The following is a 25,671-nucleotide window of genomic DNA, read 5'->3' on the forward strand; positions in this document are numbered from 1 at the left end:
TCACGACGGCAGCCAGACAAGATGAACAATCGCCCATTCACCGAGCGGCGCCGCCAGCAATTTCTGGATGAAGAACTGTATGTCAAAACGCGCAGCAATCAATTTGCGCTGATTGCAGGAGGACTGGAAAACAAAAAGGTCGCCGACTCAGCGCAGGAAAATGCTTCCGTCCATCATTTTTTGTATTTAGAAGAACTCTGGATCTGGATGCTCGACTATACGGCGGGCGAGTCCATCGAGGCCTTGGCGCCGCGCATCGCGGGCATCGTGGATAAGTTTGAAGAATGGAATGCGGTCGACCAACTCTATCAGCAGGATGCGGCGCTTGAGTTTCCAGAGTTTGGGCCCTACGAATATGAGGGAGCACCAGAGTTTTCCATCCTGTCCGACTATGAGGACACCTTGCAACTGCTCAGCATTGCCATCCTGCTGCGCGATCACCGTTCGGTGCTGCGCATCATCCACGTGCTGCGCAGCCACCGTGGCCGCGATGGCCTGTTCGAGCAATTGATCGACGGATATGTGGAGGATGGACAAGCACTCGCCGCCTGCATCATCGCCAGGCCCTATGACACCCTGCTGCAAGTGTTCTATGAGGAGGATGAGGACGCTACCTTGGCCCTGCTCCAAAAATACCTGAAACAGTGGTATCCGGCCATGCGACATCATCCGCGCTGGTACAACGAGCATCTCAATATCAGCGAGGAAGGCTATGCCGGCTACTACGGCTACTGGGCATTCGAAGCGGGAGCGACGGTTTTCCTGCTCGACCTGGACGATAGCCAGGCCGCGCATCTGGTGTACCCCAGGGATCTGGTCGACTATGCGCGACGGCTACGCAAGGAAGGCCGCTACACCAGCGAAGTTACATGGCCGCAACCATAATCAGCAAGGGGCAAGGATGCAGACGCTGAACGAGCGGGATTTTTTGGCCCGGCGCAGGGAAGCGCGGTTGTCCTATGCTATCTACCTTAAAAGCAAGGAAAGCCAGGATGAGTGCTACGACATGGTGGCAGCCGGTTTGCAACAGCCGGCGCACGTGCTGCAACATATTCCACCAGAAAATTTCATGACGGCCACGCGCCAGCGGGCCTGGGATGGCGTCGACCAGCTAGCCCTCGCCTACAGCGCCGGTCACGCGCTGGATGAGTTGCGCGCCGCGTACTCCACGATACTCGCTTACTGGCTGGCGTTTGCCCGCTATGACATGGCATTTGACGCTCAGGCCGGCGAAGCCGAACAGGGATTTCCCCACTTCGCCCTGCCCGGCGACGGCTACGAGCAGGTCAACCGCATGGTCTGCCTAGGCATTTTGCTGGGCTGCGGCAGTTTGCTGCCCCGGCTGGCGCCCGTCATCGATTTCAATAACCATGAAAAGGATGGCTTGCTGGAGCGGCTGCTGGCATGCTTCGTCGCCGGCAGGGATGCCGCCTGGCCAAAGTGCACGCGCCATCTGCCCTACGTCAATACACTCAAGATATTCGCGGCAGAAAAAGATGCCCGTCCTGCGCTGATGCACGCTTATCTGCAGCAATGGTATGCAGCCAGCCGCCGCGAGCCCTATTACGACAGCCACCGGCGCGACACCTCGTTCTGGGGCTACTGGTCCTGGGAAGCGGCCGCCATCACCTGCGTGCTCGATATCGATGACAGCGGCTATCGCGGCGCGCCCTTCTATCCGGCCGACCTCGTGGCGTTCTGCCGGATGAAAGGGATCGCCCCCGGCGCCACTGCGGCAACGCAGGACACGCAGCAACAACGACTGGACGAAGCATGAAAACCAGCACTGCCATCGCCACCGGCATCGCCATCGTTGCCGGACTCTGCTTTGCCATGCCCACGCTGTGGCGTGTCGCCACCAATCCCTTTCCGGGCATTTATTCCATCATCGACCCCGTCACTGGCGAGACCAAGGATGTCCTGAAAGTAAAATCGCTGCTGGGCGAGTACGTGGTACTCGCGCGCTTTGGCGGCCACGGGCCATGGACGGGCCCCATCTACGCCAAAGTCATGGGCAACGGCGACAGCTATGCATCCCCGCCACTGTTTCAGCAGGACCGCATGGTCAGCGCGCTATCGCTGGACGAGATCGGCTACCTCTACCACACGCCGGGTAACAGCCACTCGCGCGTCGGCCCGTCCGATACCGGCTATATCAGCAATATCGCGAGCTTCGGCATTGAACCGCTGTACCGCCGGCCCCTGCTTGCAGGCCACGACGAGCGCGGGGAACGCGGCCTGCACGCGTACACGCCCGGCGCCGGTGAGCGCAAGGTATCGGTCAGTACATTGAACTACAGCCCGCGCATGATCCAGGTGGGCATCAGTTCCGTCGGCGATCCCGACAACGCTGTCGATACCGATCCCCTGAATCCGTACATGAGCAGCGCCGCCAGCTGCTGCTTCTACCTGCCGGCGCAGGCCGCGGCGCCGTCGCAGGTCAAGCTCGAATATCGCTGGCTGCCCAAGGGCAAGCCTGAAGTGCTGGCCGTGACCTTGCCAGCCAACAGCGACGCCGACGAACTGCTGATACTGGTGCAGGCGGATGGAACAATGGGCGTGGAATTTTGCTCCCCCGGCAAGGACCTGGATCTGACGTCTGAGGGCGTCAAATCCATCAATGGCAAGCCGTCTCCGCTGCCACCGGCCGCCGAGCGCAAAGCGCGCCTGGCTGCGGAACTGGCGCGAAGAAAACGCTTCTTGAAAGATATGTACAGGCTGCGGGACAAAGGCACGGGCGAATCTGTCGAGATGGCATATCAGCTGCGCTACCTGATCGACGAATACGAAAAAACCATCACCTATCTGGAAACGTTTTCCGCATGCACAGGTACCTTGGCAACGTGCGACAAGCAAGCCACGCCAGCGGCCCGCGCACCATAGCGCAGCAACGTCCAGGAAACGCCATGCCGAACGGCGTCCTGGCCGCCAGCCAGCCTGTCAGCCTGTCACCGGCCCGGCTGCGCGGATGCGGCAAGCGCGCTGGCAGCGCCGCCCGCATCGAGCTTGAACACCCCCACTTCCCGCACCAGGCTGGCCGCCTGCTCTTCCAGGCTGCCGGCGGCGGCAGCCGCTTCCTCGACCAGGGCGGCGTTCTGCTGCGTGACCTCGTCCATCTGCGTGATGGCCTGGTTGACCTGTTCGATGCCCAGGCTCTGTTCCTGGCTGGCGGCGGCGATTTCGCTCATCAAGTCGACCACCTGCTTCACGGATGCCACGATCTTGTCCATCGTGGCGCCCGCCTCGTCCACCAGCTTGCTGCCCGCGTCGACGCGCTCGACCGAATCGCCGATCATGGCCTTGATTTCGCGCGCGGCACTGGCCGAACGTTGCGCCAGGCTGCGCACTTCGCTGGCGACGACGGCGAAGCCGCGTCCCTGCTCGCCCGCCCTGGCAGCCTCTACCGCTGCGTTCAAGGCCAGGATATTCGTCTGGAAAGCGATGCTGTCGATCACGTCGACGATATCGACGATCTTGCGCGAGCTGGCATTGATGGCGCCCATGGTATCGACCACGCGCCCGACCACCTGTCCGCCCTGCACGGCAAATTCCGACGCCGACACCACCAGCTGATTGGCCTGCCGCGCATTGTCGGCATTCTGCTTTACCGTGCTGGTCAGCTCCTTCATCGCGGAAGCCGTTTCTTCCAGCGAACTGGCTTGCGCCTCCGTGCGCGACGACAGATCGAAATTGCCGGCCGCGATTTCGCGCGAAGCAATAGTGATGCTTTGCGTGCTGCTGCGCACTTGGCCCACGGTGTGCGACAGGCTGCCATTCATCGCTTCGAGGGCCTGCAGCAATTGACCAGGCTCGTCGGAAAAGCGCTTGTCGACACGATTGCTCAGGTCGCCGGCCGCCACCCTCTGCGCGGCCAGCAACGCCTCCTGCAAGGGGCCGGTAATGCTGCGGCTGATCAGCACGGCGCCGGCGATGCTGACGCCCAGTGATGCCAGCAGCAAGCCCGCCAGCAGCACGGTTGCCGAGCGTGCCTTGTCGGCCGATTCGGTCTCGAACGCGGCCGAGCGCTTGCTGGTCATGTCGACCACGCGGTTGATGGCCGCCAGATGGCTGTCGTAGCTGGCGGCCATGGCCGCCATGGCAGTGGCCACGCCCGCCTTGTCCTGCCCCTGCAGCGCCGGGATGAAGCGCGTGAATGCCGTCTCATAGAATGCCACGGCAGGGGCATGCGCCTGCGTCAGCAAGGCTTCGGCGATATCGTGATCGAGATCCTGGGTACGCCAGAACTGATGGCGCGTGTCGTACTCGGCCTTCAAGGTTTTCAGGCGTTCGACCAGCTTGTCTTGCGCACTTCTGTCTTCGGACGCCATCAGCTGGAAGGCGACCAGATACGATTCGAGGATGTATTCCGGCGGCGGCAGCACGTCGGCCACCAGGTCCTTGCCCTGTACGATGCGGTGATATACGGGACCGTTGACCTTCAGTTCGTGCAGCACGCGCAGCGACCAGCCGCCATACACGATCAGGCCCAGCGAAAAGATGGCGACCAACAAGGCCAGCCGGCGCGACAGTTTGACTTGGCGAAGCAGCTGCATGTGCGTACCCCCTCGTTTATGCGGACCATGCCTCAATGCCGCCGGCATAGGCCGCGCTGGCCAGTATGAAATTTCTGCGCGGCATTTGTGGATTATGCAACTTTTTAAGGGGATTGGGCTGAATGCGGTGAAAAAGAATCTCTTGCTGAGCACCGGCCGGCGTATGTGCTCGCATAAGCCGGCGCTGGCGCTGGCCGCCATTGCCTGAGATGGGGGGACGGCGTTGGCCGCTGCGCGGCCAACGGGGCCGCGCGGGGCGCGGCAGATGGGCGATTCGGAGAGGGCTGGGCCGGCACGGCCCAGCCCTTCGAATCCCACCGTTCCGTCCAGACAAATAAAAAAGCCTCCCGCAGGGGAGGCTTTTTTATTTGATTCTGGCGGAGACGGTGGGATTCGAACCCACGATACAGGTATAAGCCGTATGCATCCTTAGCAGGGATGTGCCTTCGGCCACTCGGCCACGTCTCCTAGCTGATTACTCAACTATGTCTCTGTAGCTAACTGCGCTGCAGCGACGAACGTCATAATATCGATTGCCCCCCCTTTGGTCAAGGGCGTGGGGCAATATTTTTGGATATTTAAGCTTTTTCCAGCTCGAACGCTTTATGCAGCGCGCGCACGGCCAGTTCCATGTACTTTTCATCGATCAGCACGGAGATCTTGATCTCGGAAGTGGAGATCATCATGATGTTGATGCCCTCTTCCGACAAGGTACGGAACATTTGCGATGCGACGCCCACGTGGCTGCGCATGCCCACGCCGACGACGGACAGTTTCGATACTTTCGCGTCGCCCGTGATGCTGGCCGCACCCAGTGCTTCGCGGTTCGCTTCCAGCACGGCCAGCGCGCGCGTGTATTCGCCGCGCGAGACGGTGAAGGTGAAGTCCGTTTTACCGTCGACCGACTGATTCTGTATGATCATGTCGACTTCGATATTCGCGTCCGCCACCGGTCCCAGGATGTGGTACGCCACGCCTGGACGGTCGGGCACGCCGAGCACGGTGATTTTGGCTTCATCGCGGTTGAAGGCGATGCCGGAGATGACTGCTTGTTCCATGTTTGTATCTTCCTCAAACGAAATCAGGGTGCCTGAATTGGCTTCTATTTCCAGCGGCAACATCGGGTCGGTCAGCGACGACAGCACGCGCGTGGGAACGCGGTAGTTGCCGGCAAATTCCACCGAACGCGTTTGCAGCACTTTGGAACCCAGCGAAGCCAGTTCCAGCATTTCTTCAAAGGTGATGGTCTTCAGGCGGCGCGCCTCGGAAACCACGCGCGGGTCGGTCGTGTAGACGCCGTCGACGTCCGTGAAGATCAGGCATTCGGACGCCTTCATGGCGGCGGCGATCGCCACGGCCGAGGTGTCGGAACCGCCGCGGCCCAGGGTCGCGATGTTGTCGTGTTCGTCGACGCCCTGGAAACCGGTAATGATGACGATCTTGCCCGCATCGAGGTCGCGTTTGACTTTCTCGTCATCGATCGACTGGATGCGTGCCTTGGTAAAGGCGGAATCGGTCTTGATCGCGACTTGCCAGCCAGCATAGGATACGGCTTGTTTGCCGATCGCCAGCAGTGCCATCGACAATAGGCCGACGGACACCTGTTCGCCTGTCGAGGCGATCATGTCAAGTTCACGGGGATCGGGTTGATCCATGATTTCCTTGGCCAGTCCAATCAGGCGGTTGGTTTCGCCCGACATGGCGGATGGCACCACCACGATTTGATGCCCGGCGTCGTGCCACTTGGCAACGCGCTTGGCGACATTCTTGATACGGTCAGTCGAGCCCATCGACGTACCGCCATATTTGTGGACGATTAAAGCCATAAGAGTGAAGTTTCCGCTCAAGAAGAATAAAAAAGGAGGGCTTTACTCTACATGCCGCAATGCAAAATAACAAGCTAAAAAGCGCATTAGCTCATACCAATTGTACATATGGAAATAACCAATCCATACAGTCCAGCTGGCTGGAGCAGCCACTTGGCGATCACCGCGAGAGTGGCCGTGGAGGCTGCCCCTGCGCTCAGCAGGAGAGCCAGCGCAAGGTCACGCGAGGACGGTCCAGCAGACTCAGACAATGGCAGTCGAGGCCGATACCCGCCGCATACAGCAATTGTTGCGCCGCACAGACAAGCGGCAGGCGTTCGCGCTCCCAGGCGGGCACGTCGAACGCCTGGTAATGGTATTTCAAGCTCTTGGTGGGACGGTTCAAGGCCAGCTTCAAGCGCTCGCCGCCCTGGCGGAAGTCGATCGTCAAGGTTTGGGCTTGCAACCAGGCAATATCGATACCCTGGCCGCCGTCTTCCACCGCATCGAAATGCAGCACGCCGCCATACGCGGGGAACGCCAGGCTCGCTTCGCCCTGCCAGCTAAATTGCTGGCCGGCCTTTTCCAGGCCGGGAATACCCGCGTCGTCACGCTCGCGCATGCCGGCAAGGTCATTCAGCTTGGGCGTCAGGTACAGCCGGTCGCGGTGGCGCCGCACGTGGCATTCGGGATGCGTGACCAGCAATTGCGCATCGGGCCGCGCTTCCAGCAATTGCGCCAGCATTTCCGCCAGCCATGCCGTCGACGGCATGCGCAAGCCGCGCGTGCCGAACCAGTGGCGCAGCAGGTTGTAGCAGCGGTCCGCGCTCAGCGCGCGCAATTTCGCCAGTTCGATGCAGTCGCCATCGAGGCACATTGCCAGATCCTGCGTCGCCAGTTCCGTCAGCAGGCGCTGCGCCGATTGCGCGTGCTGGGCGCTGCGGGCGAAGCGTTCCTGAAAACCGGGAAAGGCCTGCGCCAGCACGGGCATCACCTGGTGCCGCAAGGCATTGCGGGCAAAGCGGGGATCGTCGTTCGATTCGTCATGGATGTGCGCGATCGCATGCTTCGCCACGTACGCTTCGAGTTGTTTGCGCGACACGGAAAGCAGCGGGCGCGCCATCACCAGGTCCGGATTGCCCAGCAGCTCGGGCGCGCTGTTGGCGCCATCCATGCCGGACAGCCCTGCCGTGCCGGAGCCGCGCAGCAATTGCAGCAGCACCGTTTCCGCCTGGTCGTCCTGGTGGTGGGCCGTCAGCAGCAGGCGCACGCCGTGCGCGGCGCACAGCTCGCCCAGGGCCGCATAACGGCGCTTGCGGGCCGCCTCTTCCGTGCCCGTCTTCGCATTCTTTTCCAGGGTGACCTTGCGTGCCTCGAAGGCGATACCCATGCCGGCGCACAACTGCGCGCAGTGGGCCAGCCAGGCGTCGGCGTTCGGACTCAGGCCATGGTGCACGTGAAACGCGTGCAAGGCCACGCCGTGCTCTTGCGCCCAGGCATGCGCCAGGTGCAGCAGGGCCGCGGAATCGAGGCCGCCGCTCAGGGCGATGCCGACGGTGCTGCCGGGTGCAGGTGCGCAGGCGTCCAGCGCGCGGGCGAAGATGTCGGGCACGGTGGCGGTTTGTTGCTTTTTCATTCGGACTCCGGGAATGCAAAGAGGGACAGGCGGCTAAACGGATGGTGTCGTTTAGCGGACTGTCCCTGGTAACTCTTGATATTTTGTCGGATTACGTCTTGTCGGATTACGTCTTGTCGGCTTACGCTGCGCTAAGCCGACCTACGCCGACCTACCTCGACCTGAGCCGACTTGCGCTGGCTTACTCGCTCGGCGTGGTTTCCTTGAACTTGCCGTAGCTCAGCAGTTTTTCGTGGCGCGCGGCCAGCAGGTCCTTGGTTTTCATGCCCTGGAACTGGCGCAGGGTGTCGGCCAGTGCGCGTTTGAGCAAGGTGGCCATCTGTTTCGGATCGCGGTGGGCGCCGCCCAGCGGTTCGTTGATGATCTTGTCGATCAGGCCCATGGCTTTCAGGCGGTGGGCGGTCAGGCCCAGCGCTTCGGCCGCATCGGAGGCGCGCTCGGCGCTCTTCCACAGGATCGAGGCGCAGCCTTCCGGCGAGATCACTGCGTAGGTCGAGTATTGCAGCATCAGCACGGCGTCGCCCACGGCGATGGCCAGTGCGCCGCCGGAACCGCCTTCACCGATGATGGTGGCGATCAGCGGCACTTTCAGTTCGGCCATCACGTACAGGTTGTGGCCGATCGCTTCCGACTGGCCGCGCTCTTCCGCGTCGATGCCGGGGAAGGCGCCTGGCGTGTCGACAAAGGTGAAGATGGGCAGGTTGAACTTTTCCGCCACTTTCATCAGGCGCATGGCCTTGCGGTAGCCTTCCGGTTTCGGCATGCCGAAATTGCGCATGGCGCGCTCTTTCGTGTCGCGGCCCTTCTGGTGGCCGATGACCATGCACGGCTGGCCGTTGAAGCGGGCCAGGCCGCCGACGACGGACAGATCGTCCGCGTAGCTGCGGTCGCCATGCAATTCGTGGAAATCGGTAAAGATTTCATTCACATAATCCATGGTGTACGGGCGCTGCGGGTGGCGCGCGATCTGCGCCACTTGCCAAGGGGTCAGCTTGGCGTAGATATCCTTGGTCAGCTGCTGGCTCTTCTTGGCCAGGCGGTCGATCTCTTCCGAGATGTCGACGGCCGAATCGTCTTGCACGAAGCGCAACTCTTCGATCTTGGAATCGAGTTCCGCGATCGGCTGTTCAAAATTGAGGAAAGTCGTTTTAGTCATTGTACCTCCAGGTTTTACCGGCCACGGCGCCAGGGCGCGCGGCGTCATCTATGTTTATTTTACCGTACCGGCTGGTGCGCCGGGGGCTGTATCGGATGCGGCAGGGGCGGCTGCAGGGTCGAGGCTGCGCCACAGATACCACGTCGCCACGGTGCGCCACGGTTCCCAATTGGCGGAAACTTCGCGCGCATCGCTGCGGGAAACTGGTTCGCCGGAGAAGTAATTGACGCTGATGCCCTGGATCAGACCGGGGTCGTCGAGCGGCAAGACATTCGGCCGGAGCAGATTAAATATCAGAAACATCTCGGCTGTCCAGCGGCCGATGCCGCGGATCTGCACCAGTTCGGCGATGACGGCTTCGTCATCCATCTGGTCCCACTGGCTCGCGTGCACGCGCTTGGCCTTGAAATGGTCGGCCAGGTCGAGGATGTATTCGGTCTTGCGTTTGGACAAACCGCAGGCGGACAATTGCTCGGCGCCCGCCTTCAATACTTGCGAAGGCGTGCATTTCGGGCAAGCCAGCAGCAGCTTTTTCCAGGCGGCATCGGCCGCCTTGGGCGTGATCTGCTGCCCCACCAGCGAACGGGCCAGGGTGGTAAACGGGTCGCTGTGGCCGACCAGGTGCAGGTCGCCAAATTGCGGGATGAGTTTTTTCATGATGCGGTCGCGCTTCATCAGCTCGATCTTCGCCTCTTCCCAGTAGTGCGGCACCTGGATCACCTGCGCAGCGATTACTGGCGCTTCCCCGTTTTCCCTGGACGTCGCCATCATGCGCGGCGCCAGTTGGTCGAGCCGTCAGGCTTGTCTTCAAGAATGATGCCTGCGGCCAACAATTCCGCGCGGATTTTGTCGGACTGGGCAAAGTCGCGCGCCTTTTTCGCCGCGCTGCGCGCCGCAATCGCCGCTTCGATGCCGGCCGCCTCGTCCTGTCCACCGGCGGCGGCGCCGACAGTTGCCTGCAGGAATTGCTGCGGTGTGCGTTCGAGCAAGCCGAACACGCCCGCCAGGCCTTTCAGTTGACGCGCCAGGGCGGGCGACTTGCTCTTGTTGACTTCCGTCGCCAGGTCGAACAGGGCCGCCACGGCCAGCGGCGTATTGAAATCGTCATCCATCGCTTCGCGCACGCGCACGGCATGCGCTTCGTTCCAGTCGATGGCGCCCTCTTCCACCGCCACGTCGGCCAGCGCCGTGTACAAACGCGTCAGCGACAGGCGCGCGTCGTCCAGATGCACGTCCGAGTAATTCAGGGGGCTGCGGTAGTGCGCGCGAAGGATGAAGAAGCGGATCACTTCGGCATCGAATTTTTGCAGCACTTCGCGGATGGTGAAGAAATTGCCGAGCGACTTGGACATTTTTTCATTGTCCAGGCGCACGAAGCCGTTATGGATCCAGTAATTGACGCTGGTATGGCCGAACGCGCCTTCGGATTGAGCGATCTCGTTTTCGTGGTGCGGGAATTGCAAGTCCGCGCCGCCGCCATGGATGTCGAATTGTTCACCGAGCAAGGCGCACGACATGGCCGAGCACTCGATATGCCAGCCCGGGCGGCCCTTGCCCCACTTCGAATCCCATTTGACTTCTTCCGGCTCGGACTCCTTCGACGACTTCCACAGCACGAAGTCGAGCGGATCGCGCTTGCCCGTGTTGACGTCGACGCGCTCGCCCGCGCGCAGGTCGTCGAGCGACTTGCCCGACAGCTTGCCGTAGTGGGGGAAATTGCGCACGGCGTAGTTGACGTCGCCGTCAGCCCCCTGGTAGGCCAGGTCCTTCGCTTCGAGCTGCTCGATCAGGCGCAGCATCTGCGGCACGTATTCGGTGGCGCGCGGCGTGTGGTCGGGCGTCAAAATGCCCAGCGCGGCCGTGTCTTCATCCATGTACCGGGTGAAACGCGTCGTCAGCTGGGAAATCGTCTCGCCGTTTTCCACGGCGCGGCGGATGATCTTGTCGTCGATGTCCGTAATGTTGCGCACATAGGTGACGTCGAAACCGGACGCCTTCAGCCAGCGGTAGATGACGTCGAAGGCCATCATCATGCGCGCATGGCCGATATGGCAATAATCGTAGATGGTCATGCCGCACACGTACATGCGTACCTTGCCCGCTTCCATCGGGACGAATACCTGCTTCTCGCGAGCCAGGGTGTTGTAAATCTTTAGATTGCTCATCGTACTTTGCAAGTGAAGCGGCCGCCAGCCTGGCAAAACGACAGACAGGCGCGGACACCGGGGGTGCCGCGCCACTGAACTGCCGTGTGCGCCGAAAACTGTCGACCCGCTATATTGTTGTTCTTGTTTGTTAGAATTGGGGCGTTAGCGGTCAAGTATAACATTGATAAAAACCATACTGGCCCGATATGAATCAGGTTTTTACGATGTTCAACCGAATTTTCAGTTCTTTACAATTAAAGCAAGTTTAGAGAAAAATAACGATCAAGGACGCCTTCATGCAAGAAACCAAATCGAAACGCCTGTCTTTCCTGGCCCGCTTTTGCACCCTGTTTGCCGGCCTGACCCTGGGCAGCGCCGTCGTGGCGGCCGCACCGGCGACCGCCCTCGACCCCACGCCCCACGTGGCCCTGAAAACCAGCATGGGCGAGATCGTGCTGGAGCTGGATCAGGAAAAAGCGCCGAAAAGCGTGGCCAACTTCTTGCAGTATGTCAAAAGCGGTTATTACAAGGGTACCGTGTTTCACCGCGTCATCGACGGCTTCATGATACAGGGCGGCGGCTTCGACAAGAACATGAAGCAGAAAGCCACCAAGGCGCCGATCCAGAATGAAGCGCAGAACGGCTTGCAAAACGTCACCTACAGCATCGCCATGGCGCGCACGGGCGACCCGCATTCGGCCACCGCGCAATTCTTTATCAACGTCAACGACAACGGCGCACTCGACTACCCTGGCCGCGACGGCTTCGGCTACACGGTGTTCGGCAAAGTCATCAAAGGCATGGACGTGGTCGACAAGATCAAGGCCGTGCCCGTGGCCGACAAGGGACCGCACCAGAACGTGCCCGTCACCCCCGTGGTGATCGAATCGGCGACTTTACTCAAGACAGCGCCCGCAAAACTGTAAAATAGCGTTTTTGCGGCGCCGGCCTGCCTGGCGCCGCTGAATCAATTATTCATCCAATTTATTAAGGATCATCATGACCTCCGTCATCATCACCACCAATCTGGGCAAGATCACCGCTGAACTGGACGCCGAGAAAGCGCCGAAAACGGTTGCCAACTTCCTGGCCTACATGAAAGCCGGTCACTACGACAACACGATTTTCCACCGCGTCATCGACGGCTTCATGATCCAGGGCGGCGGTTTCGAGCCAGGCATGAAACAGAAGCCTGCCGACACCACCGTGGAAAACGAAGCCAAGAACGGCCTGAAAAACGATACCTACACCCTGGCCATGGCCCGCACGTCGGACCCGCATTCGGCATCGGCCCAGTTCTTCATCAACATCAAGAACAACAGCTTCCTCGACTACCCAGGCCAGGACGGCTGGGGTTACGCCGTGTTCGGTAAAGTTACCGACGGCAAGGAAGTCGTCGACGCCATCCGCGCCGTGAAAACCTCGCGCGCCGGCATGTTCGCCGATGTGCCAGTGACCGACGTCATCATTGAAAAAGTCGAAGCAGTTTAATTCGGCTAAGGCATCATGAATCACAGGCATTGCCGCGTTGGCGCCTCTCCATCTACATCACTTTTTGGGAGCGTTGAACGATGACAATGCCTGCCGCACTCTTTATTTCCGACCTGCATCTGCAGAGTTCGCACCCGCGCACCAGCGCGGCGTTTCTTTCTTTCCTGGAACACCATGCGCAATATGCGCAAGCGCTGTATCTATTAGGCGACCTGTTCGAATACTGGGCCGGCGACGATGACCTGGAAGACCCGTTCAATGCGCGCATGACGGCCGCCATCCGCGCCGTCAGCGATGCCGGCGTGCATGTCTACTGGATCGCCGGCAACCGCGACTTTCTTGTCGGCTCCGGCTTTGCCGCCGCCGCCGGCGCCACCCTGCTCAGCGAACCGCACGTGGCCACGATTGCCGGCCGCCGCATCGTCTTGCTGCATGGCGACGCCGAATGCACGAAAGACGTCAGCTACATGGAGTTTCGCGCCATGGTGCGCCAGCCCGCCTGGCAAAAACAGTTCCTGTCCATGCCGCTGGCGCAGCGCAAGGCCATCATCGACGGTTTGCGCCAAAGCAGCCGCGAGCACAATGGCGAAAAATCCATGGCCATCATGGATGTCACGCCCGATGCTGTCGCGCAAGTATTTGCCGAACACGCGAGCACCGTCATGATCCACGGCCATACGCACCGCCCTGCCGTGCACCAGGTCGACAATACCTTGCGCTATGTCCTGCCCGACTGGGAATGCGACGTGACGCCGCCACAACAGCCGCGCGGCGGCTGGATCGCCATCGATACGCGCGGCAACATCACGCGCCATGACCTGAACGGCGAGATCATAGACTAGGCCTGCGCCGACGGCCGCACGGGCGTTTGTCCGATAGCCGCGCCCGCCTGGCCTTGCTGTAATGGCGCCATGCCCACTGTTTACATCGGCACGGCCGGCTGGAGCATCTCCAGCGCCGCCGCCAGCCGCTTCCCCCTCGATGGCAGCCACCTGCAGCGCTATGCCCAGGTACTGGACTGCGTGGAAATCAACAGCTCGTTCTACCGCCCGCACCAGCCCTCCACGTACGCGCGCTGGGCCGCCAGCGTGCCCGAGCATTTCTGCTTCAGCGTGAAATTACCGCGAAGCATCACGCACGAACGGCGCTTGCGCGACTGTGCGGCCGAACTGGATCGCTTCGCGGGAGAGGTCATGCAACTGGGGAATAAACTGGGCTGCGTGCTGGTGCAGCTGCCGCCCAGCCTGCGTTTCGAGGCCGACGTGGCCAGCGCATTTTTCCATGCGCTGCGCCAGCGCTTCGACGGCATGCTCGCTTGCGAAGCGCGCCACCCCAGCTGGTTCGAGGCGGGCGCGACCGAACTATTGACGATGCAAGGCATCACGCGCGTGCGGGCCGATCCGCCCGCCGGCCAGCCGGGCCCGCACGTGCCGACGACCAGCGTGGCCTACCTGCGCCTGCACGGCAGCCCAAAGATTTATTACTCGGACTACCCGGCCGACTACCTGGCGGCGCTGGCCGCCGACTTGCACACATCGGCGCAGGCGGGCAGCTGGTGCATCTTCGACAACACGGCGGCCGGCGCCGCCCTGTTCAATGCGCTGGACTTGCAGGCGCGGCTGACGACCTTGCCTGCCGCACAACGATGAACCTAGGGCAAAGGCGTCCGGATCACTGCCTGGGCGGTAAAGCCATATACCACGCCATTGCCAATAGCGAAGGTGCTCAGCACGGGAGAACCCCAACCCAGTTGCGGAGTAGAAATTACACCGGCGGTGTCAATTCTGCGTAGCGCGTCCTGGCTCCCCATGTACAGATTGTCATTGGCATCCATCATCAGCGGGAAATAATCGGATGATGGAAGCGTGCCGATTCCCGGCGGGCCATCCTTGTCTCCGCTCTGCAGGGCGGTACCGGCAAAATGACTGACATCACCGTTCTGCGCAACCTTGAAGATCACATGATGCTGGACGTCTTCAAAGTACAGCGTCCCATGACGATCCACAGCCAGCGCGGCGGCTGAAATATAGTCGCGCGTGCCTATCTTTCCATTCAATACTTTCATGGCACTATCGAATGGCATAAACAGGGCAAACTCGCCCCCCGGAGGGCGCCGGTAGATACCATTGCCTACATTGTGCACCCAATAAATATTGTCTTGCTGGTCGATCGCCAGCGCGAAACGCGTGCCATGCGAAGTTGGCAAATAATTAATGCTCGATACCTCGCCCTGCTTGTTAATCTTGCGTAACACGAGCCAAGGCTGCCCATGGAACTGGTCCGCAAAATACAGGTTGCCTTCCTTGTCGAACGCCATGGCCACCGGTCCCTCCAAGGTCGCGGTGCCACGCCCGCCATCGACCCCGCCGTCTTTTCCCGCAATGCCCGCAAAGATACTGACCGTGCCATCGGGCGCCACGCGACGGATGACATTGTTGACATCGTCCGCCAGGTAGACATTCCCCGCCGTATCCGCCACGACGGCTCTCGCGTAGCCCAACGTCAGGCGCGCCGCTGCACCAACACCATCGACGAGACCAATATGCCCAGGCAAGGCTGGCAGGGTCGACAGCTTCCCATCCTGATCCAGTCTGCGCAGCATATGTCGGCCCAGGTCATACACGACCATGGCGCCGGAAGGTTCCAGCACCATTGCACTGAGCTGTTTAAAGCCTGCCGTCTGGCCATTCGCATCGAGCAGGCCAGGACCGAACAGCGTCGTCACCTTGCCGTCGACCTGCACCTTGCGGATAGTGGCGCCATCGACCAGCAATAAATCACCATCGCGGTTGAAGTGCATACCTGCAATGCGGAAAAAGCTGGCAGCGCCGCCGATACCATCAACAGATCCCGCCAGCGAGCGGTTCCCCGCCACCTTGACCGCCACGCCATCCTGGATGCGGAATATATAACCGCCAGTAACATCACTAAAATACACGTTGCCGGCAGGATCGATCGCCAATCGGCCCACGCGCCGAAAGTCGCTACCCACCTCCGGCATGGGAGCATACTTCCACGGCAGGGTACTGACCACGCCACTGGCGGTAATACGGCGAACGGTATTCTGGTGAGTATCCACCAGCAGCACATCGCCATTCGCGTCCGTGATCAGGCTGCCAGGCAAGCCAAAACGGGCTTGCGCCCCCTGCCCATCCACATACGCTGAAGCGGGTTCAAGATCATCGGCTTCGCAACTGCTACGCCGCTGGCCGGCAACCGTACTGACCACGCCGGCCGGCGTGATCTTGCGCAGCACGGCGTGACAATAATCGCTCACAAAAAGATTTGCCTGGCGGTCGATGGCCAAACGGCTCCCTCCGGCAAAAGAAAAGGTCGCTCCAGACACCGGACCATCCTCTACTCCCTCCTTGCCCATCACGCCCGCATACACGCTCAAGTTGCCATCGGTTCCCAATTTATGGATGACATGATTGCCCGCATCGGCGATGTAGTAGTTACCAGCGGCATCGCTGACCATACCTGCCACCACCTGGATTTTCTCCAGCACGCCGGCCAGCACGATGGGCAGGCAGCGCACGGCAAGCGTGCTGACATCCGCATTGCCCATGGTCGCCGCGCCTTGCGAGATGCTGCAGCCCAGGCCAGCGGAGGCGCTGTCGACCTTGCCTTCATAACTGGCGCCCGCCGCCAGCTTGCCGGCAAAACTGAACGCACCGTTGGCCGTGACGGTTACTTTATCCGCCCCGTTTGCCAGCACGACGCTGGCGCCTGGCAGCAAGCCGCTGACCGTGCCTCCCAGCAGGTATCGTGGCGTTTCGACAGGCGCTACGGGCGTGGTCGTGCCGCCGCTGGAACCGCCGCCGCAGGCACTCAGCCCAGCCAGCAGGGCGATGCCGCAACTGGCGCGTCTGAACAGATTTTGCAACTCGTCATATCGATTGATCATTGCTGTTTTCATGGTGAGTGGCGACGAGATTCGCCAGAATCTATCAAGTAATTTTTTTAAATACGCAACATTATAGTTTCCACATGCCTGGAAAACATGAATGTGTTGACATTTCAAATATCACTGTTATAGTTAACTACAACACCAATCAACCACATCACGGAGCTTCGATGTCTACAGCATTTTTCACGCGCCGCACCGCCCCGCCCTTGTCGGAGCGCATCCCATGAGCACGGAATGGAATGACAATAGCCCCATCTACCGCCAGCTCAAGGCCAGGGTGGTGGGCATGATGCTCGATGGCGTGCTGCAGTCCGGCGACGCATTGCCGTCGGTGCGCCAGGTGGCGGCCGATTATCAATTGAATCCCATCACGGTTTCGCGCGCCTATCAGGAACTGGTCGACGATGCCCTGGTGGAAAAACGCAGAGGACTCGGTATGTATGTCTTGGAAGGCGCCCGCGACAAATTGCTGGCCAGTGAACGCGAGCGCTTCATGCGCGAAGAATGGCCGGCGATGCTGGAACGCATCACGCAACTGGGCCTTAACCTAGAGCAACTACTGCAGGCGAGCCGCGACAGTGGCGCACACGGAGAGAGCGCATGAATGCATTGAACAAGGACAGCGTCATCAGCGCACGTGGCCTGCGCAAGCAGTATGGCAAGCAGGTCGCCATCGACGGCATCAGCTTCGATATCGCGCCGGGGCGCATCGTCGGCTTGATCGGGCCGAACGGCTCCGGCAAGACCACCACGCTGAAAGCCATCCTGGGCCTGACGGGCTTCGAAGGCCAGCTGTCGGTGCTGGGGCGCGATCCGCGCCTGCAGCGCGACGCGCTGATGGACGACGTGTGCTTCATCGCCGACGTGGCGATCCTGCCGGGCTGGCTGCGCGTGGCCGACGCCATCGATTTCGTTGCCGGCGTGCATCCACGTTTCGACCGCAGCAAGGCCGAGCGCTATCTGGCCCATACCAAGCTGGCGCCGAAGATGAAGGTCAAGTCCATGTCGAAAGGCATGGTGGTGCAGCTGCACCTGGCGCTGGTGATGGCCATCGACGCCAAACTGCTGGTGCTCGACGAGCCGACCCTGGGGCTGGACATTCTGTACCGCAAGCAGTTCTACCAGAACTTGCTGGAAGACTATTTCGATGAAAACAAGACCATCGTCATCACCACGCACCAGATCGAGGAAGTGGAACACATCCTGAGCGATCTGATGTTCATTCGCGACGGCAAGATCGTGCTGGCATCGAGCATGGAAGACGTGGGCGAGCGCTACATCGAGGTGATGGTGGGCCCGCAGCACGTCAATCCGGCGCGCGCGCTGCAGCCGATCAGCGAACGCAGCGTGTTCGGCAAGTCGGTGATGCTGTTCGACGGCGTCGCCCGCACCCAGCTGGCCGCCCTCGGCGAAGTCCGCACGCCCAGCCTGGCTGACCTGTTTGTCGCGACCATGAAAGGATCGTACCAATGAGTATTTCCCCTGCAAACAAGATGCAATGGCTGATCCGGCGTGAATTGTGGGAACACAAGGGCATGCTGGTATGGACGCCCGCCCTCATCGGCGTCGTCATGACGGTACTGGGCGCCCTGATGACGATAGGCACCATCGCCAAGACCAAGATGCGCACGGCGCTGATCGTCAATGGCGAAGAAGTGTCCTGGAGCACGGTCTTCAATACCCGCACCTTCGGCCCGCGCCGCACGGAAATCATCGACGCCGTCGCCAACAACTACACGTACGCGGCCGCGCCGCTGTTCCTGGCACTGGGCTTTCTCGTGTTTTTCTATTGCCTGAGCGCCCTGCATGAAGACCGCCGCGACCGCAGCATGCTGTTCTGGAAGTCGCTGCCCATCTCGGATGCCCAGACGGTGCTGTCGAAAGCGGCCATCGCCCTGCTGGTCGCGCCGCTGATCGTGGCCGCCGCCGCCAGCGTGACTTCGCTGCTCCTGGTGCTGATCCTGAGCGGCGTGCTGGCGGTCAACGGCATCCATGTGTTCGCCGAACTGCTCGCCACGCCCGGCCTGTATCTGGGACCGCTGCGCGTGTTCGGCTTGCTGCCCGTGTATTGCCTGTGGGCCTTGCCGACGGTCGGATGGCTGCTGATGGTGTCGAGCTGGGCCAAGTCGAAAGTCTTCTTGTGGGCCGTCGGCGTGCCGCTGCTGCTGCTCATCCTGGCCGTCTGGGCCGGCAAGCTGACGCAGACGGAAAGCGGCGTCGACTGGATACAGATGAACGTCATCGGACGCGCCCTGCTGGGCACCCTCCCCGGCAGCTGGTATCTGTTCGAGCCGGACCTGCTGCCGCAGATGCACGCGCTGGCAGAGGGGGGATCGCACGCGACGCACACTGATGTGTTCAGCAACTCCTGGTCCAGCCTGGCCTTGCCAGCCGTGTGGCTGGGTGCGGCGGCAGGCGCGGCGCTGATTTACGCCGCCATCCGCCTGCGCCGCTGGCGCGAGGAAGGCTGAGTCCCCTCTTCCATGATGGGAGGATTTGGGCAGCGCCCTGCACGCGTAACGCGTATGCCGGCCCGGCATACGCGCAGCGGACCGGCGGGGATCAGGCCCGCGTCAACCGGCCGATCACGCTGGCCACCTTGGCCGTGATCATGTCGACCGCGGGACCGTTGGCGCCGTGCGGCAAGATCACATCGGCATTGCGCTTGGTCGGTTCGATGAATTGCTTGTGCATCGGGCGTACCGTTTCCAGATACTGCTCGATGACGCTTTCCACGGAACGGCCGCGTTCCGTGATATCGCGTTGCATGCGGCGGATGAAGCGCACGTCGGAAGCCGTGTCGACAAAGATCTTCAGCGACATCATGTTGCGCAAGTCTTCGTCATACAAGGCAAACAGGCCTTCGATCACAATCACCGGCGCCGGCTTGACGGGAATGGTCCTGTTGGAGCGGTTGTGCAGCGTGAAGTCGTACTCCGGCATCTCGATCGCTTCGCCATTGCGCAAGGCCTGGATGTGCTGCACCAGCAATGGCCACTCGAACGCCTGCGGATGGTCGTAATTCTGCTGGCGCCGGACTTCAGGGGAGAGATGGGTTTGGTCGCAGTAATAGTCGTCCTGCATCACGACCGAGACCATGTCGGCACCGAACGACGCCAGCACCTGCTGTGATACGGTTGACTTGCCACTGCCGCTTCCGCCAGCGACACCAATAACAAACGGTTGGAAGGAAATATTATTCATGCCGAATGATACCGGAAACGCGGGCGGACTGACAGGGAGCGGCTCCTGTCACGCGTCATGCACGAGCCGCACATACAGCTCGGCCACCCTCTCGGCCGTGATGCCGTCGCGCTGTTCCACCGCCAGCGGATGGCCGGTCGGCTCCAGCTCGAGGTACGGACGCATGCCGTCGTCGCGCAGGTGTACCCGGGTTTTCAGGTTCAGGGTAGCCGGATACACGGGCAGCTGCGTGCTGAGCCAGCCGAAGAAGGGGCCGATGTGAGTGCGCCTGGCGTCATTGAAACAGGCATCCCACGCATCGAAGCTCTCGCTGCTCAGCGACACCCACACGCCCCAGCTGAATGGTTCATCCGAGCCATGCACGGGGATGTCGATGGTGGCGCGCACGAAGCAGTGTTCTTCATCGACGATGCAGGCGTCGCTGTCGAGCTGGCAGCGCGTTTCGCGCTCGGCGGGCGCCATCTGTTCAACCAGCCACGGCGCGTCGGCGCCGAAGCTGGGCATGCCCGTGTGGGTCTCGCCGCAGGCGCGGCACAGGAAGGAAAAACTCATGCGTGAAGGCCGCTTATTCGAACTGCTTGCGGAACGCCTCGAACTGCGCCGCCAGGCCATCGAAGTCGCTGCGCAGCTGCAGCACTTCCTGTTCCAGCTGGGCCACCCTGCTGCCCTGCTGCGGCGCGCTGACGGCACCAGCGTAACCTGCCGCCGTCTCAATTTGCGCCAGCGCTTCCTCGCCGCCCAGCAAATGGCCGTAGCGCGGTTCCTTGGCGCCGGGGGCGACGGCCAGTTTCGCCACCAGCGGCGGGTATTTGTCGATCAAAAATTGCAGGCCGGATTCCACCTCGGCGACGGACTTGAATTCGTGCACACGGCCGCTGCGGCTGCGGATTTCGCCCGCCGTCTGCAAGCCGCGCAGCATCAAGATCGTCAGGATGGCCAGCTTGTCCTGTTCCAGCGACCACTTGATGCGCATGCGGTGTTCATACTTGGCGACCCGCGCGCCCGCCTGCGTGATGCCGTTGACGAACTTGCGCTGCATCAAGCGCTGCAGCACGTCGTACACGGTTTCCTCGGAGAGGGCCATGACGGGGTCGCGGCTCGACAGCTGGTTGCAGCCGTTCGTCAGCGCGTTGAGCGAGAGCGGGTAGCTGTCCGGCGTCAGCGCTTCCTTTTCGGCCAGCACGGCCAGCACGCGGATCTCGAAGGGGTCGAGCAGATTCGGATTGTCATTGCTTTTTTCGCCTGCCGTCACATCAGTATTCATGCCTGTATCCTTAATCAACCAGCTTGTTCATTTGCTCGGAATCGAATTTATCACACTCAGGCACGCCCTGGCAGCAGATGCCCGCCGCCTTCAGGGTGGCGAGGATGGTTTCGATGCGCTGCTCCTGCGCCACGGCGTGCGTGATCAGGCCTTGCAGGGCCTTCGACAGCGGATCGTCGCCGTTGGGCGTGACGCCGTACGCGGCAAACAAATGCGCCGTGCTGCCTTCGCGCAAGGCGCTGACATCCTTTTGCACGATGTGCGCGGGGTTGCCGACGGCTGTGGCGCCGGACGGCACGGGTTTCAATAGCACCGCGTTCGAGCCCACCTTGGCGTATTCGCCCACCGTGAAGCTGCCCAGCACCTGCGCGCCGGCGCCGACGATGACGCCGCGCTCCAGGGTCGGATGGCGCTTGGCGCCGCTGTGCAGCGAGGTGCCGCCCAAGGTAACCCCCTGGTAGATGGTGCAGTCGTCGCCGACGACGGCCGTCTCGCCGATCACCACGCCGAAACCGTGGTCGATGAAGACGCGCCGGCCGATGACGGCGCCGGGATGGATTTCGATGCCCGTGATGATGCGGGCGATATACGAAATGAAGCGCCCCACCCATTTCATGTGCCGCGTCCAGCACCAGTGCGCCCAGCCGTGCATGACGATGGCGTGCAGGCCCGGATAACAGGTCAGCACCTCCCAGCCATTGCGGGCGGCCGGGTCACGTTCAATGATGCTGTTGATGTCTTCGCGCAGGTGGTGGAACATAATGAAAATGGATAAGGTGGAATGCAAATGGTAGCGTATTCGGCGGCGTGCTGCCGGAGAGGCAGATAAACAACCGCCGCCTCAAGGGCGGCGGCTGATTTTCTGGAAGCGCTACAAAACGTTCAGGGCAAGGCGCATTGCCGAAGACAGTACGAATGTACGGCGAGGCAATGCAACGCCGCCATGGACGTTTTTTAGGCTTCCAGCGCAATGCGCTGGCGGCGGGCTTCGTAGAGGCACACACCGGAGGCCACGGACACGTTCAGGCTCTCGACGGAGCCGAACATCGGGATGCTGACGAGGATGTCGCAGGTGTCGCGCGTCAAGCGGCGCATGCCTTCGCCTTCGGAACCCATGACGAGGGCCGTCGGGCCCGTGAAATCGGCTTCGTACAAGCCTTTTTCGCCGTCGTCCGAGGTGCCGATCAGCCAGATACCGCGGTCCTTCAGTTCGCGCATGGTGCGCGCCAGGTTCGTCACGGTGATGTACGGGACGGTTTCGGCGGCGCCGCTGGCAACCTTGGCGGCCGTGGCGTTCAAGCCCACGGCGCGGTCCTTCGGCACGATGACGGCATGCGCGCCGACACCGTCGGCCACGCGCAGGCAGGCGCCCAGGTTATGCGGGTCGGTGATGCCGTCGAGAATCAACAGCAGCGGCGGGCCGTCGATGGCGTCCAGCAACTCGTCGAGATTGCGCGCCAGCGACAGCTGCGACGCAAACGCGATCACGCCCTGATGGCGGCGCGTGCCGACGATTTTATCGAGACGCGACGAATCGACGGGCATGACGCGCACGTTGGCCGCCTTGGCGGCGGCGATCATGTCCTTCATGCGGCCGTCGACGCGGCTGGCATCGACGAAAATTTCTTCCACGGACGACGCTTCATGACGCAGACGCGAAGTGACGGCGTGGAAGCCGAAAATCATTTTATTCTTCATTTGTTATCGTTTCTTTTATCGCTTGTTCTTGCTTGATTTTGATACAGTTTTTGCTGCTCGTGGTGCCGCCGCAGCGGGTGCCGCGGCTGGTTTCTTGCTGCGCTTCGGCGCGGCGGCCTTGGGGGCTGCTGCTTGCGGCGCTGCCTTGGCTTGCGCCTTGGCGGCAGGTTTGGCGCCATTGGCACGGCCGCCGGAACCATTGCCGGATTTGCCGCCGTTGTTGCCGCTGGCCTTGATTTCATGGCGCTGCTCGGTCGCGGGACCGGGCTTGACCATCGACTTCTTTTCGCCCTTGCGCTTGCCGCCAGACTGCTTGGCCGGCGCTTCGTCGCCCGCCAGTTCCGCATCGGTCACCAGACGCAGATCGATCTTGCGCGTTTCCAGGTCGACACGCGCCACTTGCACCGTCAGACGGTCGGTCAGCTGGTAGCGCTTGCCCGTGCGTTCGCCGCGCAATTCATGGCGCGCATCGTCGTACTGGAAGTAGTCGGTGCCCAGCTCGGTGACGTGCACCAGGCCTTCGACAAACAGGGTGTCGAGTTGCACGAACACGCCGAAGGTGGTCACGCCGGTGATGGTGCCGGTGAACTCCTCGCCCAATTTGTCTTGCATGAAGTAGCACTTGAGCCAGGCTTCCACGTCGCGCGACGCTTCATCGGCGCGGCGCTCGTTGGCCGAGCAATGCACGCCCAGCGCGTCCCAGATGGTCAGGTCCGTCTTCTTCGGCTTGCCGTCGGCCTTGTCCTTGGCCTGCTGCTTGCGCGTGGCGTTCGACACATTCGTGTTCAGCACGACCTTGTCGGACAGTTTCGGCTCGTATTTCTTGCCTTGCAGGATGGCCTTGATGGCGCGGTGCGTCAGCAGGTCGGGATAGCGGCGGATCGGGCTGGTGAAGTGGGCATACGCCTCGTAGGCCAGGCCGAAGTGACCGATATTGTCCGGGCTGTAGACGGCTTGCTGCATCGAGCGCAGCAGCATCGTTTGCAGCAGAGCCGCATCGGGACGCTGCTTGATCTGCTGCATCAGGGTCTGGTAATCGGATGCCGACGGCGTGTCGCCGCCCGTCAGGTTCAAGCCAACCTGTTTCAGGAAAGTACGCACTTGCGTGAGCTTTTCCTTGGTCGGGCTGGCGTGGATGCGGTAGGTGCCTGGATGCTTGTTACGCAGCAACAAATCGGCTGCGCAGACGTTGGCCGCCAGCATGCACTCTTCGATGATCTTGTGCGCTTCGTTGCGCGTGCGGGGGATGATCTTTTCGATCTTGCCCGCGCTATTGCAGACGATATACGTTTCCGTCGTCTCGAAATCGATGGCGCCCCGCTCCGTGCGTGCTTTCAGCAAGGCGCGGTAGACGGCTTCCAGGTTCTGCAGGTGCGGCAGGATGTCCGCGCGGCGTGCCGCTTCGGGTCCCTTGGTGTTGCCCAGCACGGCAGCGACTTCGTCGTACGTCAGGCGCGCGGCCGAATGGATCACGGCCGGGTAGAACTGGTAGGCCTTCAGTTCGCCCTTGTCGCTGACGACGGCGTCGCAGACGAGGGTCAAACGGTCGACGGCCGGGTTCAGCGAACACAGGCCATTCGACAGTTTTTCCGGCAGCATCGGGATCACGCGGCGCGGGAAGTAGACGGACGTGCTGCGTTCGAGCGCGTCGATATCGAGCGCGTCGTTCGGTTTCACGTAATGGCTGACGTCGGCAATCGCCACGATCAGGCGGAAGCAGTTGGCGCGGCCGATCTTGACGGGTTCGCAATACACGGCATCGTCGAAATCGCGCGCGTCTTCGCCGTCGATGGTGACGAGCGGCACGTCGCGCAGGTCGACGCGGTCTTTCAGATCGGCGGCGCGCACTTCGAACGGCAGTTTTTCCGCCTGTTTCAAGGCGGCGGCGGAAAAGATGTGCGGCACGTTGAATTTACGCACGGCAATTTCAATTTCCATGCCGGGATCATCCAGGGCGCCCAGCACTTCGACGATCTTGCCGACCGGCTGCTTGAAGCGCATCGGTTGCTCGGTCAGCTCGACGCTGACGATCTGGCCGGCCTTCGCCTTGCCCACCGAACCGGTGACGAGAATGTCCTGGCCGATGCGCTGGTCTTCCGGCGCCACGACCCAGGTGCCGTTTTCCTGGATCAGGCGGCCGATGACGTGGGTATTGGCGCGCTGCGTGACTTCAACGATCGTGCCTTCCGGGCGGCCGCGGCGGTCCGTGCCGACGATGCGGGCCATGACCTTGTCGCCATGCAGAACTTTCTGCATTTCTTTCTCTGGCAGGAACAGGTCGGCGCTGGCGTCGTCGGGAATGACGAAACCGAAGCCGTCGCGGTGGCTCATGACGCGACCGGCGACAAGCGCGCTCTGGTCGGCCAGGCTGAAAACACCGCTGGCGTCAGACTTGAGCTGGCCGTCGCGCTCCATCGCCTTCAGGCGACGGACCAGGACATCCATGGAATCGGCATGCACTTGCAGCGTTTTCCCGAGAGACTGCGGGTCGAGAGGCGCGTTGACGCTGCGGAATATGCCGAGAATGTCCTCCCGGCTGGGGATGGTGTGGGTATTTTGGCTCAAAAGTATTTCTATAGTTGTTATTGACAGTGATCAAACGGAAGACAAAGACCGATGACATCACCGTCAATATTGACACGGTGATGTGCGGTAGTGTACCGGAGGACGCCTTGGTTTGCCTAACGCACAGCGTAGCGGAAACCGAACAAGTGCCCCGCCGATGAAAAAAAGGAGAAAAGCTGCGCAATGCATTTGACTTCGGCAAATATTGCTCTATAATCTCGGTCTCTTGCAGCAACAAACCT

23 protein-coding genes and 1 tRNA gene are annotated in these 25,671 nt (G+C 61.4%); 10 read left to right on the plus strand and 14 right to left on the minus strand.

The annotated features are described in order from the left end of the window. Nucleotides 1–21: 21 nt before the first annotated feature. From OX462_RS17895 to OX462_RS17905, 3 genes are read left to right on the plus strand one after another with little or no spacing between them, the layout of a single operon-like run. Nucleotides 22–885 (plus strand): PoNe immunity protein domain-containing protein, encoded by an 864-nt coding sequence (locus OX462_RS17895; RefSeq protein WP_409026710.1) that lies wholly within the window; start codon nucleotides 22–24, stop codon nucleotides 883–885. Next, a complete protein-coding gene (locus OX462_RS17900; protein ID WP_409026711.1) occupies nucleotides 824–1,777 on the plus strand; it encodes a PoNe immunity protein domain-containing protein in 954 nt (317 codons plus the stop codon). Before OX462_RS17895 ends, OX462_RS17900 begins: the two co-directional genes overlap by 62 nt. Then, a complete protein-coding gene (locus tag OX462_RS17905) occupies nucleotides 1,774–2,883 on the plus strand; it encodes a hypothetical protein (protein ID WP_409026712.1) in 1,110 nt (369 codons plus the stop codon). The genes OX462_RS17900 and OX462_RS17905 overlap by 4 nt, the downstream gene beginning before the upstream one ends. Nucleotides 2,884–2,948: 65 nt before the next feature. On the opposite strand, the gene OX462_RS17910 is transcribed toward OX462_RS17905, so the two are convergent. The 7 genes from OX462_RS17910 to cysS all read right to left on the minus strand — a co-directional run bounded on the left by OX462_RS17910 (nucleotide 2,949) and on the right by cysS (nucleotide 11,315). Further along, entirely contained in the window at nucleotides 2,949–4,553 is a 1,605-nt protein-coding gene (locus OX462_RS17910; RefSeq protein ID WP_409026713.1) for a methyl-accepting chemotaxis protein, read from the minus strand. A gap of 375 nt (nucleotides 4,554–4,928) precedes the next feature. Continuing rightward, nucleotides 4,929–5,021 (minus strand) — tRNA-Ser (locus tag OX462_RS17915). 110 nt (nucleotides 5,022–5,131) lie between these two features. Beyond that, nucleotides 5,132–6,379 carry an aspartate kinase gene (locus OX462_RS17920; RefSeq protein WP_070221317.1) on the minus strand — a complete coding sequence of 416 codons (1,248 nt, stop codon included), beginning with the start codon at nucleotides 6,377–6,379 and terminating at the stop codon, nucleotides 5,132–5,134. 196 nt (nucleotides 6,380–6,575) lie between these two features. Then, nucleotides 6,576–7,994 (minus strand): tRNA lysidine(34) synthetase TilS, encoded by a 1,419-nt coding sequence (gene tilS / locus OX462_RS17925; protein WP_070221316.1) that lies wholly within the window; start codon nucleotides 7,992–7,994, stop codon nucleotides 6,576–6,578. A 181-nt stretch (nucleotides 7,995–8,175) separates the two neighbouring features. Continuing rightward, complete coding sequence (locus OX462_RS17930) at nucleotides 8,176–9,150, minus strand: acetyl-CoA carboxylase carboxyltransferase subunit alpha (RefSeq protein ID WP_034784047.1); 975 nt, start codon at nucleotides 9,148–9,150, stop codon at nucleotides 8,176–8,178. Between the two features lie 54 nt (nucleotides 9,151–9,204). Then, on the minus strand, nucleotides 9,205–9,918 hold the full coding sequence (locus tag OX462_RS17935) for a DNA-3-methyladenine glycosylase family protein (protein ID WP_070221359.1): 714 nt from the start codon (nucleotides 9,916–9,918) through the stop codon (nucleotides 9,205–9,207). Then, nucleotides 9,918–11,315, minus strand: a complete 1,398-nt coding sequence (gene cysS / locus OX462_RS17940) for a cysteine--tRNA ligase (RefSeq protein WP_409026714.1) — start codon at nucleotides 11,313–11,315, stop codon at nucleotides 9,918–9,920. The genes OX462_RS17935 and cysS overlap by 1 nt, the downstream gene beginning before the upstream one ends. 278 nt (nucleotides 11,316–11,593) lie before the next feature. Between cysS and OX462_RS17945 the strand changes: the two genes are divergently transcribed. From OX462_RS17945 to OX462_RS17960, 4 genes are all read left to right on the plus strand, one after another. Then, nucleotides 11,594–12,223: a peptidylprolyl isomerase gene (locus OX462_RS17945; protein WP_409026715.1), complete on the plus strand. Its 630-nt coding sequence runs from the start codon at nucleotides 11,594–11,596 to the stop codon at nucleotides 12,221–12,223. A gap of 73 nt (nucleotides 12,224–12,296) precedes the next feature. Next, on the plus strand, nucleotides 12,297–12,788 hold the full coding sequence (locus OX462_RS17950; RefSeq protein ID WP_092610294.1) for a peptidylprolyl isomerase: 492 nt from the start codon (nucleotides 12,297–12,299) through the stop codon (nucleotides 12,786–12,788). 86 nt (nucleotides 12,789–12,874) lie between these two features. Next, complete coding sequence (locus OX462_RS17955) at nucleotides 12,875–13,630, plus strand: UDP-2,3-diacylglucosamine diphosphatase (RefSeq protein ID WP_409026716.1); 756 nt, start codon at nucleotides 12,875–12,877, stop codon at nucleotides 13,628–13,630. 69 nt (nucleotides 13,631–13,699) lie between these two features. After that, nucleotides 13,700–14,437, plus strand: a complete 738-nt coding sequence (locus OX462_RS17960) for a DUF72 domain-containing protein (RefSeq protein WP_409026717.1) — start codon at nucleotides 13,700–13,702, stop codon at nucleotides 14,435–14,437. Nucleotides 14,438–14,439: 2 nt separating this feature from the next. Here the strand turns inward: OX462_RS17960 and OX462_RS17965 are convergent, their stop codons facing one another. Continuing rightward, entirely contained in the window at nucleotides 14,440–16,707 is a 2,268-nt protein-coding gene (locus OX462_RS17965; RefSeq protein WP_409026718.1) for an NHL repeat-containing protein, read from the minus strand. Nucleotides 16,708–16,921: 214 nt separating this feature from the next. Here OX462_RS17965 and OX462_RS17970 point away from each other — a divergent pair, with 214 nt between their 5' ends. From OX462_RS17970 to OX462_RS17980, 3 genes are read left to right on the plus strand one after another with little or no spacing between them, the layout of a single operon-like run. Then, the gene (locus tag OX462_RS17970) at nucleotides 16,922–17,302 is read left to right on the plus strand and encodes a GntR family transcriptional regulator (RefSeq protein WP_099408769.1); all 381 of its coding nucleotides are present in this window, start codon (nucleotides 16,922–16,924) and stop codon (nucleotides 17,300–17,302) included. Continuing rightward, nucleotides 17,299–18,171: an ABC transporter ATP-binding protein gene (locus tag OX462_RS17975; RefSeq protein ID WP_099408770.1), complete on the plus strand. Its 873-nt coding sequence runs from the start codon at nucleotides 17,299–17,301 to the stop codon at nucleotides 18,169–18,171. Before OX462_RS17970 ends, OX462_RS17975 begins: the two co-directional genes overlap by 4 nt. After that, nucleotides 18,168–19,169, plus strand: a complete 1,002-nt coding sequence (locus OX462_RS17980; RefSeq protein ID WP_099408771.1) for a hypothetical protein — start codon at nucleotides 18,168–18,170, stop codon at nucleotides 19,167–19,169. The genes OX462_RS17975 and OX462_RS17980 overlap by 4 nt, the downstream gene beginning before the upstream one ends. Nucleotides 19,170–19,260: 91 nt before the next feature. Here the strand turns inward: OX462_RS17980 and udk are convergent, their stop codons facing one another. The 6 genes from udk to rnr all read right to left on the minus strand — a co-directional run bounded on the left by udk (nucleotide 19,261) and on the right by rnr (nucleotide 25,429). Then, nucleotides 19,261–19,902, minus strand: coding sequence for a uridine kinase (gene udk / locus OX462_RS17985; protein WP_070221308.1), 642 nt, complete (start codon nucleotides 19,900–19,902; stop codon nucleotides 19,261–19,263). Nucleotides 19,903–19,950: 48 nt separating this feature from the next. Beyond that, nucleotides 19,951–20,454 carry a DUF2199 domain-containing protein gene (locus OX462_RS17990; protein WP_099408772.1) on the minus strand — a complete coding sequence of 168 codons (504 nt, stop codon included), beginning with the start codon at nucleotides 20,452–20,454 and terminating at the stop codon, nucleotides 19,951–19,953. A 13-nt stretch (nucleotides 20,455–20,467) separates the two neighbouring features. After that, nucleotides 20,468–21,166 (minus strand): YceH family protein, encoded by a 699-nt coding sequence (locus tag OX462_RS17995; RefSeq protein WP_070221306.1) that lies wholly within the window; start codon nucleotides 21,164–21,166, stop codon nucleotides 20,468–20,470. A 10-nt stretch (nucleotides 21,167–21,176) separates the two neighbouring features. Then, nucleotides 21,177–21,926 carry a serine O-acetyltransferase gene (gene cysE / locus OX462_RS18000; RefSeq protein WP_034784004.1) on the minus strand — a complete coding sequence of 250 codons (750 nt, stop codon included), beginning with the start codon at nucleotides 21,924–21,926 and terminating at the stop codon, nucleotides 21,177–21,179. A 194-nt stretch (nucleotides 21,927–22,120) separates the two neighbouring features. Next, the gene (gene rlmB / locus OX462_RS18005; protein WP_058048541.1) at nucleotides 22,121–22,864 is read right to left on the minus strand and encodes a 23S rRNA (guanosine(2251)-2'-O)-methyltransferase RlmB; all 744 of its coding nucleotides are present in this window, start codon (nucleotides 22,862–22,864) and stop codon (nucleotides 22,121–22,123) included. 15 nt (nucleotides 22,865–22,879) lie between these two features. After that, nucleotides 22,880–25,429 carry a ribonuclease R gene (rnr, locus tag OX462_RS18010; protein WP_409026719.1) on the minus strand — a complete coding sequence of 850 codons (2,550 nt, stop codon included), beginning with the start codon at nucleotides 25,427–25,429 and terminating at the stop codon, nucleotides 22,880–22,882. Nucleotides 25,430–25,671: the final 242 nt, after the last annotated feature.

The organism is Janthinobacterium aestuarii (assembly GCF_046113285.1).
Lineage (GTDB): Bacteria > Pseudomonadota > Gammaproteobacteria > Burkholderiales > Burkholderiaceae_D > Janthinobacterium.

Bases quoted from the DNA above. Each gene is read 5' to 3' on its own strand.
- OX462_RS17895 (WP_409026710.1), top strand. From the start codon at position 22: ATGAACAATCGCCCATTCACCGAGCGGCGCCGCCAGCAATTTCTGGAT.
- OX462_RS17900 (WP_409026711.1), top strand. From the start codon at position 824: ATGCGCGACGGCTACGCAAGGAAGGCCGCTACACCAGCGAAGTTACAT.
- OX462_RS17905 (WP_409026712.1), top strand. From the start codon at position 1,774: ATGAAAACCAGCACTGCCATCGCCACCGGCATCGCCATCGTTGCCGGA.
- OX462_RS17910 (WP_409026713.1), bottom strand. From the start codon at position 4,553: ATGCAGCTGCTTCGCCAAGTCAAACTGTCGCGCCGGCTGGCCTTGTTG.
- OX462_RS17920 (WP_070221317.1), bottom strand. From the start codon at position 6,379: ATGGCTTTAATCGTCCACAAATATGGCGGTACGTCGATGGGCTCGACT.
- tilS (WP_070221316.1), bottom strand. From the start codon at position 7,994: ATGAAAAAGCAACAAACCGCCACCGTGCCCGACATCTTCGCCCGCGCG.
- OX462_RS17930 (WP_034784047.1), bottom strand. From the start codon at position 9,150: ATGACTAAAACGACTTTCCTCAATTTTGAACAGCCGATCGCGGAACTC.
- OX462_RS17935 (WP_070221359.1), bottom strand. From the start codon at position 9,918: ATGGCGACGTCCAGGGAAAACGGGGAAGCGCCAGTAATCGCTGCGCAG.
- cysS (WP_409026714.1), bottom strand. From the start codon at position 11,315: ATGAGCAATCTAAAGATTTACAACACCCTGGCTCGCGAGAAGCAGGTA.
- OX462_RS17945 (WP_409026715.1), top strand. From the start codon at position 11,594: ATGCAAGAAACCAAATCGAAACGCCTGTCTTTCCTGGCCCGCTTTTGC.
- OX462_RS17950 (WP_092610294.1), top strand. From the start codon at position 12,297: ATGACCTCCGTCATCATCACCACCAATCTGGGCAAGATCACCGCTGAA.
- OX462_RS17955 (WP_409026716.1), top strand. From the start codon at position 12,875: ATGCCTGCCGCACTCTTTATTTCCGACCTGCATCTGCAGAGTTCGCAC.
- OX462_RS17960 (WP_409026717.1), top strand. From the start codon at position 13,700: ATGCCCACTGTTTACATCGGCACGGCCGGCTGGAGCATCTCCAGCGCC.
- OX462_RS17965 (WP_409026718.1), bottom strand. From the start codon at position 16,707: ATGAAAACAGCAATGATCAATCGATATGACGAGTTGCAAAATCTGTTC.
- OX462_RS17970 (WP_099408769.1), top strand. From the start codon at position 16,922: ATGAGCACGGAATGGAATGACAATAGCCCCATCTACCGCCAGCTCAAG.
- OX462_RS17975 (WP_099408770.1), top strand. From the start codon at position 17,299: ATGAATGCATTGAACAAGGACAGCGTCATCAGCGCACGTGGCCTGCGC.
- OX462_RS17980 (WP_099408771.1), top strand. From the start codon at position 18,168: ATGAGTATTTCCCCTGCAAACAAGATGCAATGGCTGATCCGGCGTGAA.
- udk (WP_070221308.1), bottom strand. From the start codon at position 19,902: ATGAATAATATTTCCTTCCAACCGTTTGTTATTGGTGTCGCTGGCGGA.
- OX462_RS17990 (WP_099408772.1), bottom strand. From the start codon at position 20,454: ATGAGTTTTTCCTTCCTGTGCCGCGCCTGCGGCGAGACCCACACGGGC.
- OX462_RS17995 (WP_070221306.1), bottom strand. From the start codon at position 21,166: ATGAATACTGATGTGACGGCAGGCGAAAAAAGCAATGACAATCCGAAT.
- cysE (WP_034784004.1), bottom strand. From the start codon at position 21,926: ATGTTCCACCACCTGCGCGAAGACATCAACAGCATCATTGAACGTGAC.
- rlmB (WP_058048541.1), bottom strand. From the start codon at position 22,864: ATGAAGAATAAAATGATTTTCGGCTTCCACGCCGTCACTTCGCGTCTG.